The following is a 16,373-nucleotide window of genomic DNA, read 5'->3' as shown; positions in this document are numbered from 1 at the left end:
GGCGGGGCTTTTTATTTGATTAACAAGTTACTGGAGTGGCGCGCTGCAAAGATCGCAGCCTCGTTTCACTCGACAGCTCCTACTCTTCACCCATCTGCGATTGCAGATAGTTCTCGATACCAATCTTGTCGATCAGGCCAAGTTGGGTTTCCAGCCAGTCGATATGTTCTTCTTCGGACTCGAGGATGTCTTCAAGCAGTTCACGGCTACCGAAGTCGCCGACTTTTTCGCAATGAGCGATCGCTACCTTCAGATCGGCGTGGCCGGTCTTCTCGATACGCAGGTCACACTCGATCATTTCCTTGGTGTGCTCGCCGATGTGCAGCTTGCCCAGGTCCTGGACGTTCGGCAGGCCTTCAAGGAACAGGATGCGCTTGATCAGCTTGTCCGCGTGTTTCATCTCGTCGATGGATTCGTGGTACTCGTGCTTGCCCAGCTTGTTCAGACCCCAATCTTCATACATCCGCGCATGCAGAAAGTATTGGTTGATCGCGACCAGCTCATTGGCAAGGATCTTGTTGAGATGCTGGATGACTGTAATGTCGCCTTTCATGATGGGGTCCTGCCCTGTATTAGCTGTCTATAAGGCAGAGTTTGAGCCGCGCAACTAAGAGTGTCAAACCTAAGTTATTGAATAATATATGAAAATTAATCGGAATAAGAATGTTTGTGTTCCGCGTCTAGAGCATAACTAGTTGATTTTCAGGCATAAAAAAACCGGACATGAGTCCGGTTCTTTGAGTTTCGGTATTTACGCAGCTGTAAATTCTGCTGGAAAAGGAATCGCGGCCTGGGCTGTCTGCAGCTCCATCAGGGTTTCGCGAACCACTTCCTTGGCAAGACAGGCACATTTGCCACATTGACTGGCAACGCCGGTGGCCAAACGGACTTCTTTATAGCTGCAGCATCCTTCATAGATCGCATCGCGGATTTTACCGTCGGTGACACCAGTGCAGAGGCAAACATACATAAGAGAAGACCGTCGCTTGTTTATGTCTCGAATGCGATGGATCTTAATGTTAACGAGAATGATTGTCAAAGTGCTTTGCGGGCACTTTTCGTCAAGGCTGACGAACGGTTTTCCTTCGGCGCGCGGGAGCGGATTTTGCCGGGGCGATTTTTGCGTCTGCGGGAAAAACCGTTGAGGACAGGTCAAACACGCAGTGTATGATGGCCGGTCTTTTCGAAACGGGTTCGTGTCACAGGGCTGTCGTCTATGGATGGCAGGCTGATGCGAACCATGTTTTTCACGCTTCTACACCAGGAGATATCCAATGAGCGTACTCGTAGGCAAACAAGCCCCTGACTTCACCGTACCGGCCGTACTCGGCAATGGCGAAATCGTAGACAGCTTCACCCTGTCGTCGGCCATCAAAGGCAAATACGGCCTGGTGTTCTTCTACCCACTGGACTTCACCTTCGTTTGCCCGTCGGAGCTGATCGCTCTGGACAACCGCATGTCCGAGTTCAAGGCACGCAACGTTGAAGTGGTCGCTGTGTCGATCGATTCGCACTTCACCCACAACGCCTGGCGCAACACTCCGGTAAACGATGGTGGCATCGGCGCAGTTCGTTACACCATGGCTGCCGACATCAAGCAGGAAATCATGAAGGCCTACGACGTTCAGTCCGCTGACGGCGTTGCATTCCGTGGCGCGTTCCTGATCGACGACAAAGGCGTTGTCCGTTCGCAGATCATCAACGACCTGCCGCTGGGCCGTAACATGGAAGAGCTGCTGCGTCTGGTTGACGCTCTGCAATTCCACGAAGAGCACGGCGAAGTCTGCCCTGCCAACTGGAAGAAAGGCGACAAAGGTATGAACGCTTCGCCAGAAGGCGTTGCGGCTTACCTGACCGAGCACGCTGCCGCTCTGTAAGGCACGCTCCAGGTACAAAAAAACCGGCCATCGAGGCCGGTTTTTTTATGGTCGGGATTTAACTGACCTGTCAGTCGTCGAAATCTTCCCAGCCACCCATCTGTTTCCAGCGATTGACGATGCCGCAGAACAGCTCGGCGGTCTTCTCGGTGTCATAGCGAGCCGAGTGAGCCTCGCGACCGTCGAAGTCGATGTCCGCTGCCTGGCAGGCTTTGGCGAGTACGGTTTGACCGTATGCCAGGCCGGCGAGGGTCGCGGTGTCGAAACTGGAGAATGGATGGAACGGGTTGCGCTTCATGTCCAGACGCGCAACCGCTGCGTTGAGGAAGCCCAGGTCAAAACTGCTGTTGTGCCCGACCAGAATCGCCCGCTTGCAGCCGTTGGCCTTCAATGCCTTGCGCACGCCGCGGAAGATATCGTTCAGGGCCGTCTCTTCACTCACTGCCATGCGCAGTGGGTGATCGAGCTTGATCCCGGTGAACTCCAGGGCTGCGGCTTCGACGTTCGCGCCTTCGAAAGGCTCGACGCGGAAGAAGTAGGTGTGATCCGGGTAAACAAAACCCTTTTCATCCATGGCGATGGTGGTTGCGGCGATTTCCAGCAGGGCGTCGGTGGCCGAGTTGAAGCCACCGGTTTCTACGTCGACGACAACGGGCAGGTAGCCACGAAACCGTGCGGCCATCGGGTGACGGGAACCGCCGCCACCGCCTTGACCTTCCTGTTCGTCGTCGAAATGGTCTTCACTCACGCGTGTTCCTCCAGCAGGCGCCAGCGCAGTTTTTCACCGGCGCGCAGCGGGATAACGGTCAGCTCGCCGAACGGCAGGCTGGTCGGGGCGGTCCATTCTTCGCGAACCAGGGTAATGCGATCGGTGTTCGCCGGCAGGCCATAGAAACGCGGGCCGTTGAGGCTGGCGAAGGCTTCGAGCTTGTCCAGCGCGTTGCGCTGTTCAAAGGCTTCGGCGTACATCTCGATCGCCGCGTAAGCGGTGTAGCAACCGGCGCAACCGCAGGCGGCTTCCTTGGCATGCTGGGCGTGGGGCGCCGAGTCGGTACCGAGGAAGAACTTTTCGCTGCCGCTGGTGGCGGCGTCGAGCAGGGCTTCCTGGTGCGTGTTGCGCTTGAGGATCGGCAGGCAGTAGAAGTGCGGCCGAATCCCGCCCACCAGCATGTGGTTGCGGTTGTACAAAAGGTGATGCGCGGTGATGGTTGCGCCAACGTTGGCCGGGGCCGAGTTGACGAACTGCACGGCGTCGCCGGTGGTGATGTGTTCAAACACCACTTTGAGCGTAGGGAAACGCTCGACCACACGACGCATGTGCTCATCGATGAAGATTTTTTCGCGGTCGAACACGTCGACATCGCCGCGGGTGACTTCACCGTGGATCAACAAAGGCATCCCGACTTCGGCCATGGCCTCGATCGCCGGGAAAATCTTGTCGATGCTGGTGACGCCAGAGTCCGAGTTGGTGGTCGCGCCGGCCGGGTACAGCTTGGCGGCGTGCACGAAGCCGCTGGCCTTGGCCTCGCGGATTTCTTCAGGCTGGGTGCGGTCGGTGAGGTACAGCACCATCAGCGGTTCGAACGAACTGCCGGCCGGGCGGGCAGCGAGAATTCGCTGGCGGTAGCCGTCGGCCTCAGCCGCATTGCGGACCGGAGGTACCAGGTTGGGCATGATGATCGCGCGACCAAAGGTGCGCGCGACATCCGCGACGGTATTGGTCAACACAGCACCATCGCGAAGATGAATGTGCCAGTCGTCGGGACGCAGCAGGGTCAGGCGGTCGGACATGAGGGGATTCCAGGCGGGTCAAACTGAGGGGAATGCTACCGGAAAAGACTCTTGCAGGCACTCGCTATCAAGTTTTGCCGCAAGCTTCCGATATCCAACAGGTATGCCGTAAATATCTGTGTGTCGGTCTTTTTGTTGTCGAAGCCAGTGGAGCCTCCCGTGCGCCAGCGTTATTTAGCCTTGCTCAGTGTGTTTGCCAGCCTTCCTGCGATGGCGCTCACTTTCCAGACTCGTCTGGAGAGCATCGAGTGGACGGTCGAAGGCGACAAGTTCGAGTGCCGCCTGACTCAGCCGATAACCGATTTCGGTTCGGGCCAGTTCGTGCGTCGCGCGGGCGAGCAGGCGACGTTTCGTCTGAACGCCTACAACGCAATGATGGGCGGTGGCTCGGCTACCCTGTTGGCCGCCGCTGCGCCGTGGCAACCGGGGCGTGGCGACATCAATCTCGGCTCCGTACGAATCGGCAGCGGCAATGTGTTGTTCAACAGTTCGCAAGTGCAGGCCGGGCGCTTGATCAGCGGTCTGATGGACGGGCGCAGTCCCGTGGTTCGACACTCCTCGGGCGATGGGCGGGTGTCGGAAGTGCGCTTGTTGCCGGTCAAGTTCAATAAGGCCTTTGCCGATTATCAGGGCTGCGTGGCCAAGCTGTTGCCGCAGAACTTCGATCAGGTGAAACAATCCGAAGTCGGTTTTCCCGGCGGTGGTATCGATCTGGATGCAGCCGCGAAAGCCAAGTTGCAGGTAATGCTGGAGTTCATGAAGGCCGATCCGACGGTCAATCACATCGAACTCGATGGCCACTCGGACAACAGCGGCAATCGCCTGACCAATCGTGACCTGTCGCGACGCCGGGCATTGGCGGTGATGGAGTTCTTCAAGGCCAACGGCATCCTCGAATCGCAAATCACCATGCGTTTCCACGGCGAGCGTTACCCGCTGGCGCCGAATTCCAACAACGCCAACCGCTCGAAAAACCGCCGGGTAGCGATACGTCTGGAGCGAGGCGCGCCACCAGAACAAGTGGCCCCTCAAGCAACGAAACCCGCCACGTCAGCAACTTCCTGACTCATCGGTCATCGTCGCGCTCTCGACATAATCTGTCGCTTCGTCGTCATTAGCTGTCGCGCCACTGTAAATTATTCTGTATGAGCGGTAGACTTCCCGGCTTTCCGTAGAACCCCGTGGAGTGATGGCATGGCGGACGTAAACAAGGTCGTTCTGGCGTATTCCGGCGGCCTGGACACTTCGGTGATCCTCAAGTGGCTGCAGGATACTTATAACTGTGAAGTCGTGACCTTCACCGCTGACCTGGGTCAGGGCGAAGAGGTCGAACCGGCACGCGCCAAGGCTCAGGCCATGGGCGTCAAAGAAATCTACATCGACGACCTGCGCGAAGAGTTCGTGCGCGATTTCGTGTTCCCGATGTTCCGCGCCAATACCGTTTACGAAGGCGAGTACCTGCTGGGTACTTCCATCGCTCGTCCGTTGATCGCCAAGCGTCTGATCGAAATCGCCAACGAAACCGGCGCTGACGCCATTTCCCACGGCGCCACCGGCAAGGGTAACGACCAGGTTCGTTTCGAACTGGGCGCCTACGCCTTGAAACCAGGTGTGAAAGTGATCGCTCCGTGGCGCGAATGGGACCTGCTGTCCCGTGAGAAGCTGATGGATTACGCTGAAAAGCACGCGATCCCGATCGAGCGCCACGGCAAGAAAAAATCCCCGTACTCGATGGATGCCAACCTGCTGCATATCTCCTATGAAGGCGGCGTGCTGGAAGACACCTGGACCGAGCACGAAGAAGACATGTGGAAATGGACCGTCTCCCCGGAGAAGGCTCCTGACAAAGCGCAGTACCTGGAACTGACCTACCGCAACGGCGACATCGTCGCACTGGACGGCGTCGAAATGACCCCGGCCACCGTGCTGGCGACCCTGAACCGTATCGGTGGCGAACACGGTATCGGTCGTCTGGACATCGTCGAGAACCGTTACGTGGGCATGAAGTCCCGTGGCTGCTACGAAACCCCAGGCGGCACCATCATGCTGCGCGCGCACCGTGCGATCGAATCGATCACCCTGGACCGCGAAGTGGCTCACCTCAAAGACGAGCTGATGCCGAAGTACGCCAGCCTGATCTACACCGGTTACTGGTGGAGCCCCGAGCGTCTGATGTTGCAACAGATGATCGATGCGTCCCAGGCTCACGTTAATGGCGTCGTGCGCCTGAAGCTGTACAAGGGCAACGTGATCGTCACCGGCCGCAAGTCCGATGAGTCGTTGTTCGACGCCAACATTGCCACCTTCGAAGAAGATGGCGGCGCCTACAACCAGGCCGACGCTGCGGGCTTCATCAAGCTCAACGCGCTGCGCATGCGCATCGCCGCTAACAAAGGCCGCAAGCTGTTCTGAGGCCTTTGAGCTGTAATGGATGGGTGGCCTCGTCAGGGACGAGGCCACCGATCTGAAAGCGTTTTCCCTGTCGATTGTTGTGTGTCAGTCGCTGCACTGATCAATCACCGTCATCCCATGTGAACTCAAATTGTAAACAACGCAGAAAGTGGCACTGCCGCGTTTTTTTGCCTGTTTTGAGTATTTGAGTGCGCATTCCTTAAGCAATCTTTCTGAATCCTCACCTGTGAGAAACAGAAATACGTGAGCCTGTCTTTCCGGTAATTCCTCTGTCTTTTCCAGCAACGTGCTGAATTCCATTTTTTTGCTCATCCAGCGTGCATCGATGATGTACAGGTCTGCCAGTGCCTCGTGCAACCGAACGTGATGCTTAACCGTGCGCGAATTTTGTACATTGATCTCGACTGGTGGAGCTTGTGCAGTACAAGGACTGGTGGGCCGACGATCTTTTATGGTCCCATCCCGCTGGGTCTCACCGTCCAGTACTTTCAGGAAGTCCTTTCCCTTTGCGAAGTCTGAAGGCGCGTACAACGACCGGTAGTTGAAATTGAGCGTGGCGAAGAACAGTAGCAGCAAGTAAAAAGGAAAAATTATCAGGAACCAGATGTAGATTTCCCGTTCTTTGTTATCCAGAAAAGGCAGTGAAACGGCAGCGGAAGTTTCCGACAGCGTCGCGAATATGGCAATAACAGTAATAGGGTTGGTGATTCTCTTTTGGTTTTCGATCATGTTGTCTACTCATTTTGTTTGTCTTTTCTCGAATATTGAATGAAGGGTTGTGTTTGGTTTGTGGGTTTTTTGGTTTGAATGTTTATTTCAAATATACATCGTATGGATGGTGCTGGTTTGTTTGTACGCTATTAATGATTGTTCAGTTTTGGTTTTTTGCTGTAAGAGTATGTGGATACTTTGTGTGTGATATTTCTGTTATGAGTTCAAGCGTCGAAAATAGCCGTTACTTTTAAGTGGGATTTCCTGCTGAAGGCTCGTTGGATTGCTACTTCGGAGCGCGTGGTCCAGTTTTTTTAGTTGTAAGTCGATACAAAAAACTTCCTGAAAAATTCGCTTGCGTAACGCCAATACAGTTTTCGCTACGCTGAGTTCGAGGAGTTTTTGTAAGATTAATCCGCGATGTTTGTAGGGAATGTCTCTCGGTGCGGGTGGCCGGGGGGAGCGGCATGCCATGGGGGAAACGACTAGGCTATTGTGCGGGCTCTAAAAATTCGAACAGCGAAAATTGGACTTGCCCATGAATAAAGTGCTGATCGTGGATGATCACCCCGTCATTCGTCTTGCGGTACGTATGCTGATGGAGCGTCATGGCTACGAAGTCATCGCAGAAACGGATAATGGCGTGGATGCATTGCAACTTGCCCGTGAACATATGCCGGATATTGTCATTCTGGATATAGGAATACCGAAACTGGATGGGCTGGAAGTTATTGCACGACTGTCCTCGGCAGCGATGCCCATGAAAGTTCTGATATTGACTTCCCAGGCGCCGGGGCACTTTTCCATGCGATGCATGCAGTCGGGGGCCGCCGGCTACGTCTGCAAACAACAGGATCTAACGGAACTGCTCAGTGCAATAAAGGCGGTTTTGTCCGGCTACAGTTACTTCCCAAATCAAGCCTTGCATACCGTACGTGCCAGTCTGGGCAATGCAAGTGAAGCCGATATGGTGGATCGTCTGTCAGGGCGGGAAATGATGGTTCTGCAACAGTTGGCCAGGGGCAAGACCAATAAGGAAATTGCCGATGGAATGTTCCTTAGCAATAAAACCGTCAGCACTTACAAGACCCGATTGCTGTTGAAGTTGAATGCGCGTTCGCTGGTCGATCTGATCGAGCTGGCTCAGCGCAACGGATTAGTGTGATTTTTATCTGCAGTGTTGATGCGCGATGAATGGGCATTTACCGCGGTCGGTACGAAGAAAAAAGCCTCCGTTTCGGGAGGCTTTCAGGTGTCATAAATCAAAGTCGTAATCGGCCAATTGCTTTTGCAGTCGGCGCTCCTCCAGCAGGTTGTCGATGGTGCGGCGCTTGCTCAGGTTGGTTTTTGCTACTTCAACCACAGGTTCGGCTTCAGCGTCCTCAACAGGAGTGAAGTCGTCCTCTACGTCCATTTGCTCTTTGCCAGTGCTCATTTAGTTACTCCAGGCTAAGGCTGCCTTTGGGGCTCCTTATATCGACAATCTCCCGGCGGGTAAAAAAGATTTTTTCAATCGATAAATCAATAAATTCAATAGTGACTCAATCGTCCGAGGTCTTTTGCTTGAATTCGCACAAGTCTTCGATCCGGCAACTGCCGCAACGAGGCTTGCGGGCCAGGCAAACGTAGCGTCCGTGAAGGATCAACCAGTGGTGGGAATCGAGCAGGTATTCCTTGGGCACGAACTTCATCAGTTTTTTCTCGACCTCGACCACATTCTTGCCAGGCGCAATGCCGGTGCGGTTGCTGACCCGGAAAATGTGGGTGTCCACGGCCATGGTCAACTGGCGGAATGCGGTGTTGAGCACCACGTTGGCGGTCTTGCGACCCACGCCGGGCAGGGCTTCAAGTTCTTCACGAGTCTGCGGCACTTCACCGGCATGATGCTCCACCAGCAAGCGGCAGGTCTCGATCACGTTTTTCGCTTTGCTGTTGAACAGGCCGATGGTCTTGATGTATTCCGACAGCCCTTCGACGCCCAAGGCATGGATTGCCGCGGGTGTATTGGCGACCGGGTACAGTTTTGCCGTGGCCTTGTTGACGCCGACATCGGTCGATTGCGCCGACAGAATCACCGCAATCAGCAATTCAAACGGAGAGGAATAGGCCAGTTCGGTCTTCGGTTCCGGGTTGTCTTCATGCAACCTGCGGAAAATTTCCAGACGTTTTGCGGCATTCATGGGCAGTGCGTTTCCTCGAAGGCAGTCAGTTTGAAGGTGTCGGGCGGTGCCAGGCTTGCCATCCGGCAATCAGCAACCCCAGCAGAATGAAACCACCAGGGGCAAGCGTGGCCAAACGTAAACCACCGTCGGCGGTCAGCATCCAGCCTTGCCATTGCGCTTGTGTCGCAGCAACCAGCCACGGTAAATGATTGCCGAGTGTGCCGTAACCCATGAGTTCGCGGAGCAGGCCCAGACCCACCATCAATCCGCCGAACAAGCCGCACAGGCGCAGACGATCTCGCCAAGTGCTTTGAAAGAACCCGCTGCGTTCCAGCACTATGCATTGCAGGGCAATCAACGCTGCGTAGATCCCCACCTGTTGATGCCATTGCAGTGACCAGACCTGCGCGCCAAGTTCGGCGCAACTGGTCAGTGTTGCCGCAAGCAGTACGCTTGCCGGCAAGTGAGTCGCGGGAAGCAGACGCGACCGCAAGGCGTTCATGCCCAGGCCAAAAACACTGATCACGACAATGAACATCAGCCACAGGCCCAGAGCGCTCACCAGTGACCCGGTAGCGCCGATGAGTGGCGCGAGCATCAATGAGTTCTGCAGTAGCGATGACTTACTCATGGGAGGCGCTCCCGAGCAGTTGTTGCCGGTGTTCATCGAAGTAGCGCAGTGCATCGTGGGTGGCGTTGATCACTGCTCTTGAAGTGATGGTCGCTCCGGCAATCTGATCGAACTGTCCTTGATCCTTTTTCAAGGCCCAGCCTTTGTCGTCAGGATCAGTTCTGGACTTACCGGAAAGCGTTTGAAGCCAGGCGTTGGGCCAGTCGGCAATTCGCGCGCCGAGTCCCGGGGTTTCGGTTTGCTTGAGGGTTTTGACGCCAATCAGTCTGCCATTGAAGTCGATGGCGATCAGCAAGTCGATGGTGCCTGCATAGCCCACGGTCTGGCTACGCAACAACACGGCGTAAGCCTGGTTGGCCTTGGTCGCCCGGTAGCCCGCCAGCAGCGTGCTGTTGCCCAGTGCGGTGTTTTCGAGTGTGAGCGGTTGCTCCAGCGGCTTATTGTCGTAGCTGTCGGGCGGCAGCAGGTCCAGCAGGTTGCGACTGTCGATCAGGCGCTGTTCGGCCGCGATCCGTGGCGCGCTGTTGTGTTGTGCCAGATAGCTCAGGCCAATCCCGAAGGTGGCCAATAACGCCAGGATGGCAACACTCGACGCTCGGCTCATGGCGTAATCCGCTCCTGTCTGGTGGCGACGAATCGTTCCAGCGCCGGCATACAGAGGTTCATCAACAGCACGGCAAAAGCCACGCCGTCCGGATAGCCGCCCCACGTACGAATCAGATAGGTCAGCAGCCCGACGCCAATGCCGAACAGCAGACGCGCACCCGGACTTTTGGCGCCCGATACCGGTTCTGTAACGATGAAGAACGCACCGAGCATGCTGGCGCCGGTGAGCAAATGAAACAGCGGTGAGCCATGGGAATCGGAGCCCGATCCGTTCCAGCACAACAGACTGATGATGAACAGGCTGGCAAGCATGCCGACCGGCGCATGCCAGCTGAACACGCGTCGTTGCAGCAGAAATGCACCACCCGCGAGAAAGGCCAGATTCACCCATTCCACGCCGTGGCCGCCGAAGCGCCCAAACGCCGGATTCGCCGCGAACAGTTCATCCATGGTCAGGCTTTTGTTGATTCGCAGACTGTCCAGTGCGGTGGCCCGGACCCAGGCGTCCGGGTTTTCGCCGAAACCGAATACTTGTTGGATACCGCCCGACAGATCCATGCCATGGGACGCTGGCCAGTGGGTCATCTGTTGCGGAAACATCACTATCACCAAGGCGAAACCGAGCATCGCCGGATTGAACGGATTACTGCCGACGCCGCCATACAGATGCTTACCGAAAAGCATGGCCGAGGCAGCGGCACTGCCTGTCAGCCACCACGGGCAATAAGGCGGCAAGGCCAATGCCAGCAGTGTGGCGCTGACCAGGGCGCTGCCGTCGATCAAGGTCGGCTTGAGCGCACGCTTGCGCAATCGCAGCACCGCCGCTTCAGCCGCCAGCGCACCAATGCCTGCCAGGATCAGGTTGATCAAAACGCCCCAACCGTAAAACCAGAACAACGCCAGCATGCCTGGCAGCGTCGCCAGCAGAACCAGCTTCATGGCCTGCTGCAGACGCTCGTCGACCGATTCAAGGGGCGGCATGGGCGTCCACCTGCCGTTCGGCTTCGCGCAGTGCCTGCTCCAGGGCTTCGATCTGCTCGGCGGGCGCTTCGCTGGTCTGGGCTTTCTTCAGCTCGGCGCGGCGCATGGCCAATTGGATCTTCGCCCGTTTCAGCTCGGCATCCTTCGCTGGTGCTGGCGCAGAAACGGGCGGCGGTGCTGGTGGCGCGGTGATTTCGAGCTGAGCCAGGGCTTGTTCGGCGGCTTCAAACTGTTGTTGCAGGACAATCAACTGCGACTGCTGTTCGAAGGTCGGCGGATGGCCGAATGCCTTGAGCGACTTGGTCAGTTGCGCGCGGCTCATGGCCACATCGATCTTGGCTTTTTTCAACGCCGCATCGGCATTGGCGACCTTCTGTGCGCGGACGCGCTCAAGGGCGGCCTGCACCGGGTCGAGCTTCACTTCGCTCGGTTGGGCGGCGCGTTGTGCACGGGCCTCGCGCTCGGCGGCTTTTTGTTGTTCCTCGCGTCGCAAACGGGCGTTGCGTTGCTCGAAACGGTCCCGCGCGTGATTGCGTTTGGCGGCGCGGGCGCGTTGCTCTTCAAGACTGAACGCCAGCCCACCGACAATCGGCAGCACCGCGGCCGTAGGCAGCGGATGCATCTCGATGCAGTCCACCGGACATGGCGCCACGCAGAGGTCACAACCGGTGCACTCGTCGATGATCACCGTGTGCATTAACTTGGCCGCACCGACGATGGCGTCTACCGGGCAGGCCTGAATGCATTTGGTGCAGCCGATGCACTCGGCCTCGCGGATGTAGGCAATTTGCGCCGGGGCCGAACCACGGCTGACATCCAGTTCCAACACCGGCACGTTCAGCAGTTCGGCCAAGGCGTTGATGGTTTCGTTGCCGCCCGGTGGGCACTTGTTGATCGGCTCACCGCTGGCGATGCCTTCGGCGTAGGGCTTGCATCCGGGATGGCCGCACTTGCCGCATTGGGTCTGCGGCAAGAGCGCGTCGATGCGTTGAATCAGACTCATGTTTTGATCAGTCCGCTGAATCCGAGAAAGGCCACTGCGATCAATCCGGCGCCGATCAGGTCGATCGGCAAGCCGCGAAAGGGCAGGGGAACATCATTATCAAGTGTGCGCTGGCGCAGGTCGTTGAACAGGCTCAGCACCAGCCAGAAACCGAGCCCGGCACCGAGGCTCAGGGCTGCGGCGTGAAACAAACCACGGTCATCCTGGACGTTGAGCAACGCCACTCCAAGCACGCCCGCGTTGCCCAGCAGCAGCGGCCAAAGGCCTTCGAACGACAACTTCGAAAAGGCTGTTGAAAGCACCTTCAGTAGTGGGCCGATCAGCAAGACGCTCAGCGGTAGAAACACGAACAGACGCAGGGCTGTCAGATCCAGTGGCACCAGCAACCAGTGATAGAGCGCGTAGCCGAACATGCCGGTGATCAGCATCAAACACGTGGTCGCGATACCCAGCGCATGGACCTGCCGCCGCTCGCTGGCCAACAGCGGATCGACGCCCAGCGGCCAGTGCAACACGAGGTTGTTGATCAAGGCTGTGCTGATGAGCGTAAGCAGTGCTTCGGTCATGATCGTCCATATCACATGCTGGATGAGACTGTAGGAGCTGCCACAGGCTGCGATCCTTGAAAAAGCCAAGATCAAAAGATCGCAGCCTGCGGCAGCTCCTACAAGAAGCCAGACCTGATAGATAGTATGGGCCAGACATGAAAATCCCACAGTCGCACCGGGCACGACTGTGGGATCGGTTTACCGCAGAAACTTACTTGATGCGCTGACCAGGCTTGGCGCCGCTGTCAGGGCTCAGCAGGTAGATTTCTTCACCGCCAGGACCCGCCGCCATCACCATGCCTTCGGAGATGCCGAACTTCATTTTCCGTGGCTTGAGGTTGGCGATCATCATGGTCAGGCGACCATCGAGCTTGGACGGGTCCGGGTAAGCGCTCTTGATACCGGAGAACACGTTGCGGGTCTCGTCGCCGATGTCGAGGGTCAGGCGCAACAGCTTGTCGGCGCCTTCCACGTGCTCAGCTTTGACGATCAGTGCGACGCGCAAATCGACTGCCGCGAAAGTGTCGAACTCGATTTCCGGCGACAGCGGGTCCTTGGCGAGTTCGCCATTGCCGGCAGGCGCGGCTGCACCGGTGTCGGTCTGGCTGGCGGTCAGGTCTTCTTTCGAAGCGTCGGTCATGGCTTGCACCTTGACCGGGTCGATTCGGGTCATCAACGGCTTGAACTCGTTCAGCTGATGGTTGCTGAGCAAGGTCGCGTGGTCGTTCCAGGTCAGTGGCGCGACGTTGAGGAACGCCTCGGCATCGGCGGCCAGCAGCGGCAGCACAGGCTTGAGGAAGATCACCAACTGGCGGAACAGGTTAACGCCCGTGGCGCAGATGGCCTGGACTTCATCCTGCTTGCCTTCCTGTTTGTTCAGCGACCACGGTGCCTTGTCGGCGATCCAGGCGTTGGCACGGTCGGCCAGGCCCATGATCTCGCGCATGGCGCGGGCAAAGTCGCGGGCTTCATAGGCGTCGGCGATGCTCGGCGCGGCGGCCAGGAATGCGTCGGTCAGTTCCGGCGCGGCGTTGGTGTCGACCATCACGCCGGCATTGCCTTTGTTGATGAACCCGGCGCAACGGCTGGCGATGTTGACGACTTTGCCCACCAGGTCAGAGTTGACCTTCTGCACGAAGTCTTCGAGGTTCAGGTCGAGGTCATCAACGCCACGGCCCAGCTTGGCAGCGTAGTAATAACGCAGGTATTCCGGCGACAGGTGATCCAGGTAGGTCCGGGCCTTGATGAAGGTGCCACGGGACTTGGACATTTTCTGGCCGTTGACGGTCAGGTAGCCGTGCACGTTGATGCCGGTCGGCTTGCGGTAGCCCGCGCCTTCGAGCATGGCTGGCCAGAACAGGGCGTGGAAGTTGACGATGTCCTTGCCGATGAAATGGTAAAGCTCTGCAGTGGAATCTTTGTTCCAGAACGCGTCGAAGTCCAGCTCCGGCGTGCGGTTGCAGAGGTTCTTGAAGCTGGCCATGTAGCCGATCGGCGCATCCAGCCACACATAGAAGTACTTGCCCGGCTCGTCAGGGATTTCGAAACCGAAGTACGGCGCATCGCGGGAGATGTCCCACTGTTGCAGGCCGGCGTCCAGCCACTCGGCGATCTTGTTGGCCACGGCGTCCTGCAGGGTGCCGCTGCGGGTCCAGGTTTGCAGCATTTCCTGGAAGTCCGGCAACTTGAAGAAGAAGTGCTGAGAATCCTTGAGCACCGGGGTGGCGCCGGAGATCGCCGACTTCGGATCTTTCAGGTCGGTCGGCGCGTAGGTCGCACCGCATTTTTCGCAGTTGTCGCCGTACTGGTCTTCGGTGCCGCATTTCGGGCAGGTGCCCTTGATGAAGCGGTCGGCCAGGAACATTTTCTTTTCCGGGTCGAAATACTGCGTGATCGAACGCGTGGCGATGTGCCCGGCGTCGCGCAGCTTCAGGTAGATCTGGCTCGACAGCTCACGGTTTTCTTCGGCGTGAGTGGAGTGGAAGTTGTCGAAGTCCACCAGGAACTCGGCAAAGTCGGCGCTGTGTTCAGCCTGCACGTTGGCGATCAGTTGTTCCGGGGTGATGCCTTCTTTTTCCGCGCGCAGCATGATCGCCGAACCGTGGGCGTCGTCGGCGCAGACATAAATGCATTGGTTGCCGCGGTGCTTCTGGAAGCGCACCCACATATCGGTCTGGATGTATTCCAGCATATGGCCAAGGTGAATCGAACCATTGGCGTAGGGCAGGGCGCTGGTGACGAGGATCTTGCGTGGCTCGGACATGGGGCTCGGCTACTTGATGAAACGGAGGTCGGCCACTATAAAGCGGCGGCGCATATTTTTCACCCTGTGAGCCTGTTTCATTGGATGAACAGCGAGAGAAGATCAAAAGATCGCAGCCTTCGTCAGCTCCTACAGGGAATCGGCGTACATCTGTAGGAGCTGCCGAAGGCTGCGATCTTTTAAGGTACGATAGCCGTCATCTTTTCCAAGTCCTGTTTTCGGAGTTGCCCATGAGCGCCGTCAATCGCGCAGCGGTGGAAGCCGTCCTTCGCCAATACACCGACCCTTACCTGAACCAGGACCCGGTCAGCGCCGGGTGCGTGCGCAACATTGAAGTTCAGGGCGACCGCGTCAGCGTCCAGCTCGAATTGGGTTACGCCGCCGGTCTGTTCAAGAGCGGCTGGGCGCAGATGCTGCAAATGGCTATCGAAGGCCTCGACGGCGTAACGTCGGCCCGCGTCGACATCACCAGCGTCATTGCCGCGCACAAGGCCCAGGCGCAGATTCCTGGCCTGGCCAACGTCAAGAACGTGGTGGCCGTGGCTTCCGGCAAGGGTGGCGTGGGTAAATCCACCACCGCTGCCAACCTGGCATTGGCCCTGGCCCGCGAAGGCGCCAAGGTCGGTATTCTCGATGCGGACATCTACGGTCCGAGCCAGGGCATCATGTTCGGCATCCCGGAGCGCACTCGTCCTGAAATAAAGGACCAGAAGTGGTTTGTGCCGCTCAAATCCCATGGCGTCGAAGTGATGTCCATGGCCTTCCTGACCGACGACAACACACCGATGGTCTGGCGCGGGCCGATGGTTTCCGGCGCCTTGCTGCAACTGGTCACTCAAACCGCTTGGGGCGACCTGGATTATCTGGTCATCGACATGCCGCCAGGCACTGGCGATATACAGTTGACCCTGGCGCAGAAAGTCCCGGTAGCCGGTGCAGTGATCGTCACCACACCACAAGACCTGGCGTTGCTTGACGCGCGCAAAGGCGTGGAAATGTTCCGCAAGGTCAACATTCCGGTGCTGGGCGTGGTGGAAAACATGGCCGTGCACATCTGCTCGAACTGCGGACATGCCGAGCATCTGTTCGGTGAGGGCGGCGGGGTGAAACTGGCCAACCAATATGGCGTTGAGCTGCTGGCCTCGTTGCCGTTGGCTATGGCCATCCGCGAGCAGGCCGATGGCGGCAAGCCAACGGTGATCGCCGAGCCTGACAGTCCGATAGCGCTGGTTTATCAGGAGCTGGCCCGCCACGTTGGCGCGCGGATCGTGTTGCAGGAAGCGTTGACGCCAGCGATGCCGAACATCAGCGTCAGCGACGATTGATTCGCGACGTCTGTTAAAAGATCGCAGCCTCGCTTCGCTCGACAGCTCCTACATGGATCGGCT

The 16,373-nt window shown here is 57.5% G+C and carries 18 protein-coding genes; 5 read left to right on the top strand and 13 right to left on the bottom strand.

Annotation, left to right across the window (positions count from 1 at the left end; translation table 11 throughout):
* Positions 1–79: 79 nt before the first annotated feature.
* Both bfr and ACW9JC_RS21755 read right to left on the bottom strand, forming a co-directional pair.
* Positions 80–553, bottom strand: coding sequence for a bacterioferritin (gene bfr / locus ACW9JC_RS21760; RefSeq protein WP_416126289.1), 474 nt, complete (start codon positions 551–553; stop codon positions 80–82).
* A 198-nt stretch (positions 554–751) separates the two neighbouring features.
* On the bottom strand, positions 752–970 hold the full coding sequence (locus ACW9JC_RS21755) for a bacterioferritin-associated ferredoxin (RefSeq protein WP_056853602.1): 219 nt from the start codon (positions 968–970) through the stop codon (positions 752–754).
* 304 nt (positions 971–1,274) lie between these two features.
* Here ACW9JC_RS21755 and ACW9JC_RS21750 point away from each other — a divergent pair, with 304 nt between their 5' ends.
* Positions 1,275–1,877 carry a peroxiredoxin gene (locus ACW9JC_RS21750; RefSeq protein ID WP_008057532.1) on the top strand — a complete coding sequence of 201 codons (603 nt, stop codon included), beginning with the start codon at positions 1,275–1,277 and terminating at the stop codon, positions 1,875–1,877.
* Positions 1,878–1,947: 70 nt separating this feature from the next.
* Here the strand turns inward: ACW9JC_RS21750 and rnt are convergent, their stop codons facing one another.
* Together rnt and pyrC are read right to left on the bottom strand one after the other, a co-directional pair.
* Positions 1,948–2,625, bottom strand: coding sequence for a ribonuclease T (gene rnt, locus ACW9JC_RS21745; RefSeq protein WP_056853601.1), 678 nt, complete (start codon positions 2,623–2,625; stop codon positions 1,948–1,950).
* On the bottom strand, positions 2,622–3,668 hold the full coding sequence (gene pyrC, locus ACW9JC_RS21740; protein ID WP_338582782.1) for a dihydroorotase: 1,047 nt from the start codon (positions 3,666–3,668) through the stop codon (positions 2,622–2,624). The genes rnt and pyrC overlap by 4 nt, the downstream gene beginning before the upstream one ends.
* A 159-nt stretch (positions 3,669–3,827) precedes the next feature.
* Between pyrC and ACW9JC_RS21735 the strand changes: the two genes are divergently transcribed.
* Both ACW9JC_RS21735 and ACW9JC_RS21730 read left to right on the top strand, forming a co-directional pair.
* Positions 3,828–4,733, top strand: coding sequence for a flagellar protein MotY (locus ACW9JC_RS21735; RefSeq protein ID WP_457457481.1), 906 nt, complete (start codon positions 3,828–3,830; stop codon positions 4,731–4,733).
* 129 nt (positions 4,734–4,862) lie between these two features.
* Positions 4,863–6,080, top strand: a complete 1,218-nt coding sequence (locus ACW9JC_RS21730) for an argininosuccinate synthase (RefSeq protein ID WP_008032151.1) — start codon at positions 4,863–4,865, stop codon at positions 6,078–6,080.
* Positions 6,081–6,164: 84 nt separating this feature from the next.
* Here ACW9JC_RS21730 and ACW9JC_RS21725 read toward each other — a convergent pair whose 3' ends face one another.
* The gene (locus tag ACW9JC_RS21725) at positions 6,165–6,809 is read right to left on the bottom strand and encodes a hypothetical protein (protein WP_457457479.1); all 645 of its coding nucleotides are present in this window, start codon (positions 6,807–6,809) and stop codon (positions 6,165–6,167) included.
* 520 nt (positions 6,810–7,329) lie between these two features.
* Between ACW9JC_RS21725 and ACW9JC_RS21720 the strand changes: the two genes are divergently transcribed.
* Positions 7,330–7,956, top strand: a complete 627-nt coding sequence (locus tag ACW9JC_RS21720; protein WP_338582775.1) for a response regulator transcription factor — start codon at positions 7,330–7,332, stop codon at positions 7,954–7,956.
* Between the two features lie 90 nt (positions 7,957–8,046).
* On the opposite strand, the gene ACW9JC_RS21715 is transcribed toward ACW9JC_RS21720, so the two are convergent.
* The 8 genes from ACW9JC_RS21715 to metG form a co-directional block, all read right to left on the bottom strand.
* Positions 8,047–8,226: a PA3496 family putative envelope integrity protein gene (locus tag ACW9JC_RS21715; protein ID WP_416126286.1), complete on the bottom strand. Its 180-nt coding sequence runs from the start codon at positions 8,224–8,226 to the stop codon at positions 8,047–8,049.
* A gap of 106 nt (positions 8,227–8,332) precedes the next feature.
* The gene (gene nth, locus ACW9JC_RS21710) at positions 8,333–8,971 is read right to left on the bottom strand and encodes an endonuclease III (protein ID WP_457457476.1); all 639 of its coding nucleotides are present in this window, start codon (positions 8,969–8,971) and stop codon (positions 8,333–8,335) included.
* 25 nt (positions 8,972–8,996) lie between these two features.
* Complete coding sequence (locus ACW9JC_RS21705) at positions 8,997–9,584, bottom strand: Rnf-Nqr domain containing protein (protein ID WP_457457474.1); 588 nt, start codon at positions 9,582–9,584, stop codon at positions 8,997–8,999.
* Positions 9,577–10,188: an RnfABCDGE type electron transport complex subunit G gene (locus tag ACW9JC_RS21700; RefSeq protein ID WP_457457472.1), complete on the bottom strand. Its 612-nt coding sequence runs from the start codon at positions 10,186–10,188 to the stop codon at positions 9,577–9,579. Before ACW9JC_RS21700 ends, ACW9JC_RS21705 begins: the two co-directional genes overlap by 8 nt.
* The gene (locus ACW9JC_RS21695) at positions 10,185–11,171 is read right to left on the bottom strand and encodes an RnfABCDGE type electron transport complex subunit D (protein ID WP_457457470.1); all 987 of its coding nucleotides are present in this window, start codon (positions 11,169–11,171) and stop codon (positions 10,185–10,187) included. The genes ACW9JC_RS21700 and ACW9JC_RS21695 overlap by 4 nt, the downstream gene beginning before the upstream one ends.
* Positions 11,158–12,174 (bottom strand): electron transport complex subunit RsxB, encoded by a 1,017-nt coding sequence (rsxB, locus tag ACW9JC_RS21690; RefSeq protein WP_457457468.1) that lies wholly within the window; start codon positions 12,172–12,174, stop codon positions 11,158–11,160. Before rsxB ends, ACW9JC_RS21695 begins: the two co-directional genes overlap by 14 nt.
* Positions 12,171–12,740, bottom strand: a complete 570-nt coding sequence (locus ACW9JC_RS21685) for an electron transport complex protein RnfA (protein ID WP_457457466.1) — start codon at positions 12,738–12,740, stop codon at positions 12,171–12,173. The genes rsxB and ACW9JC_RS21685 overlap by 4 nt, the downstream gene beginning before the upstream one ends.
* A 193-nt stretch (positions 12,741–12,933) precedes the next feature.
* Positions 12,934–14,985 carry a methionine--tRNA ligase gene (gene metG, locus ACW9JC_RS21680; RefSeq protein WP_457457464.1) on the bottom strand — a complete coding sequence of 684 codons (2,052 nt, stop codon included), beginning with the start codon at positions 14,983–14,985 and terminating at the stop codon, positions 12,934–12,936.
* Between the two features lie 230 nt (positions 14,986–15,215).
* On the opposite strand from metG, the gene apbC reads away from it, so the two are divergent.
* The gene (gene apbC, locus ACW9JC_RS21675) at positions 15,216–16,310 is read left to right on the top strand and encodes an iron-sulfur cluster carrier protein ApbC (protein WP_338582759.1); all 1,095 of its coding nucleotides are present in this window, start codon (positions 15,216–15,218) and stop codon (positions 16,308–16,310) included.
* The last annotated feature ends 63 nt before the right edge of the window (positions 16,311–16,373 follow it).

Source organism: Pseudomonas sp. SDO5591_S426, from assembly GCF_054070755.1.
The sequence above is the reverse complement of the archived record's forward strand: the minus strand, read 5'-3'. Positions and strand labels throughout refer to the sequence as shown.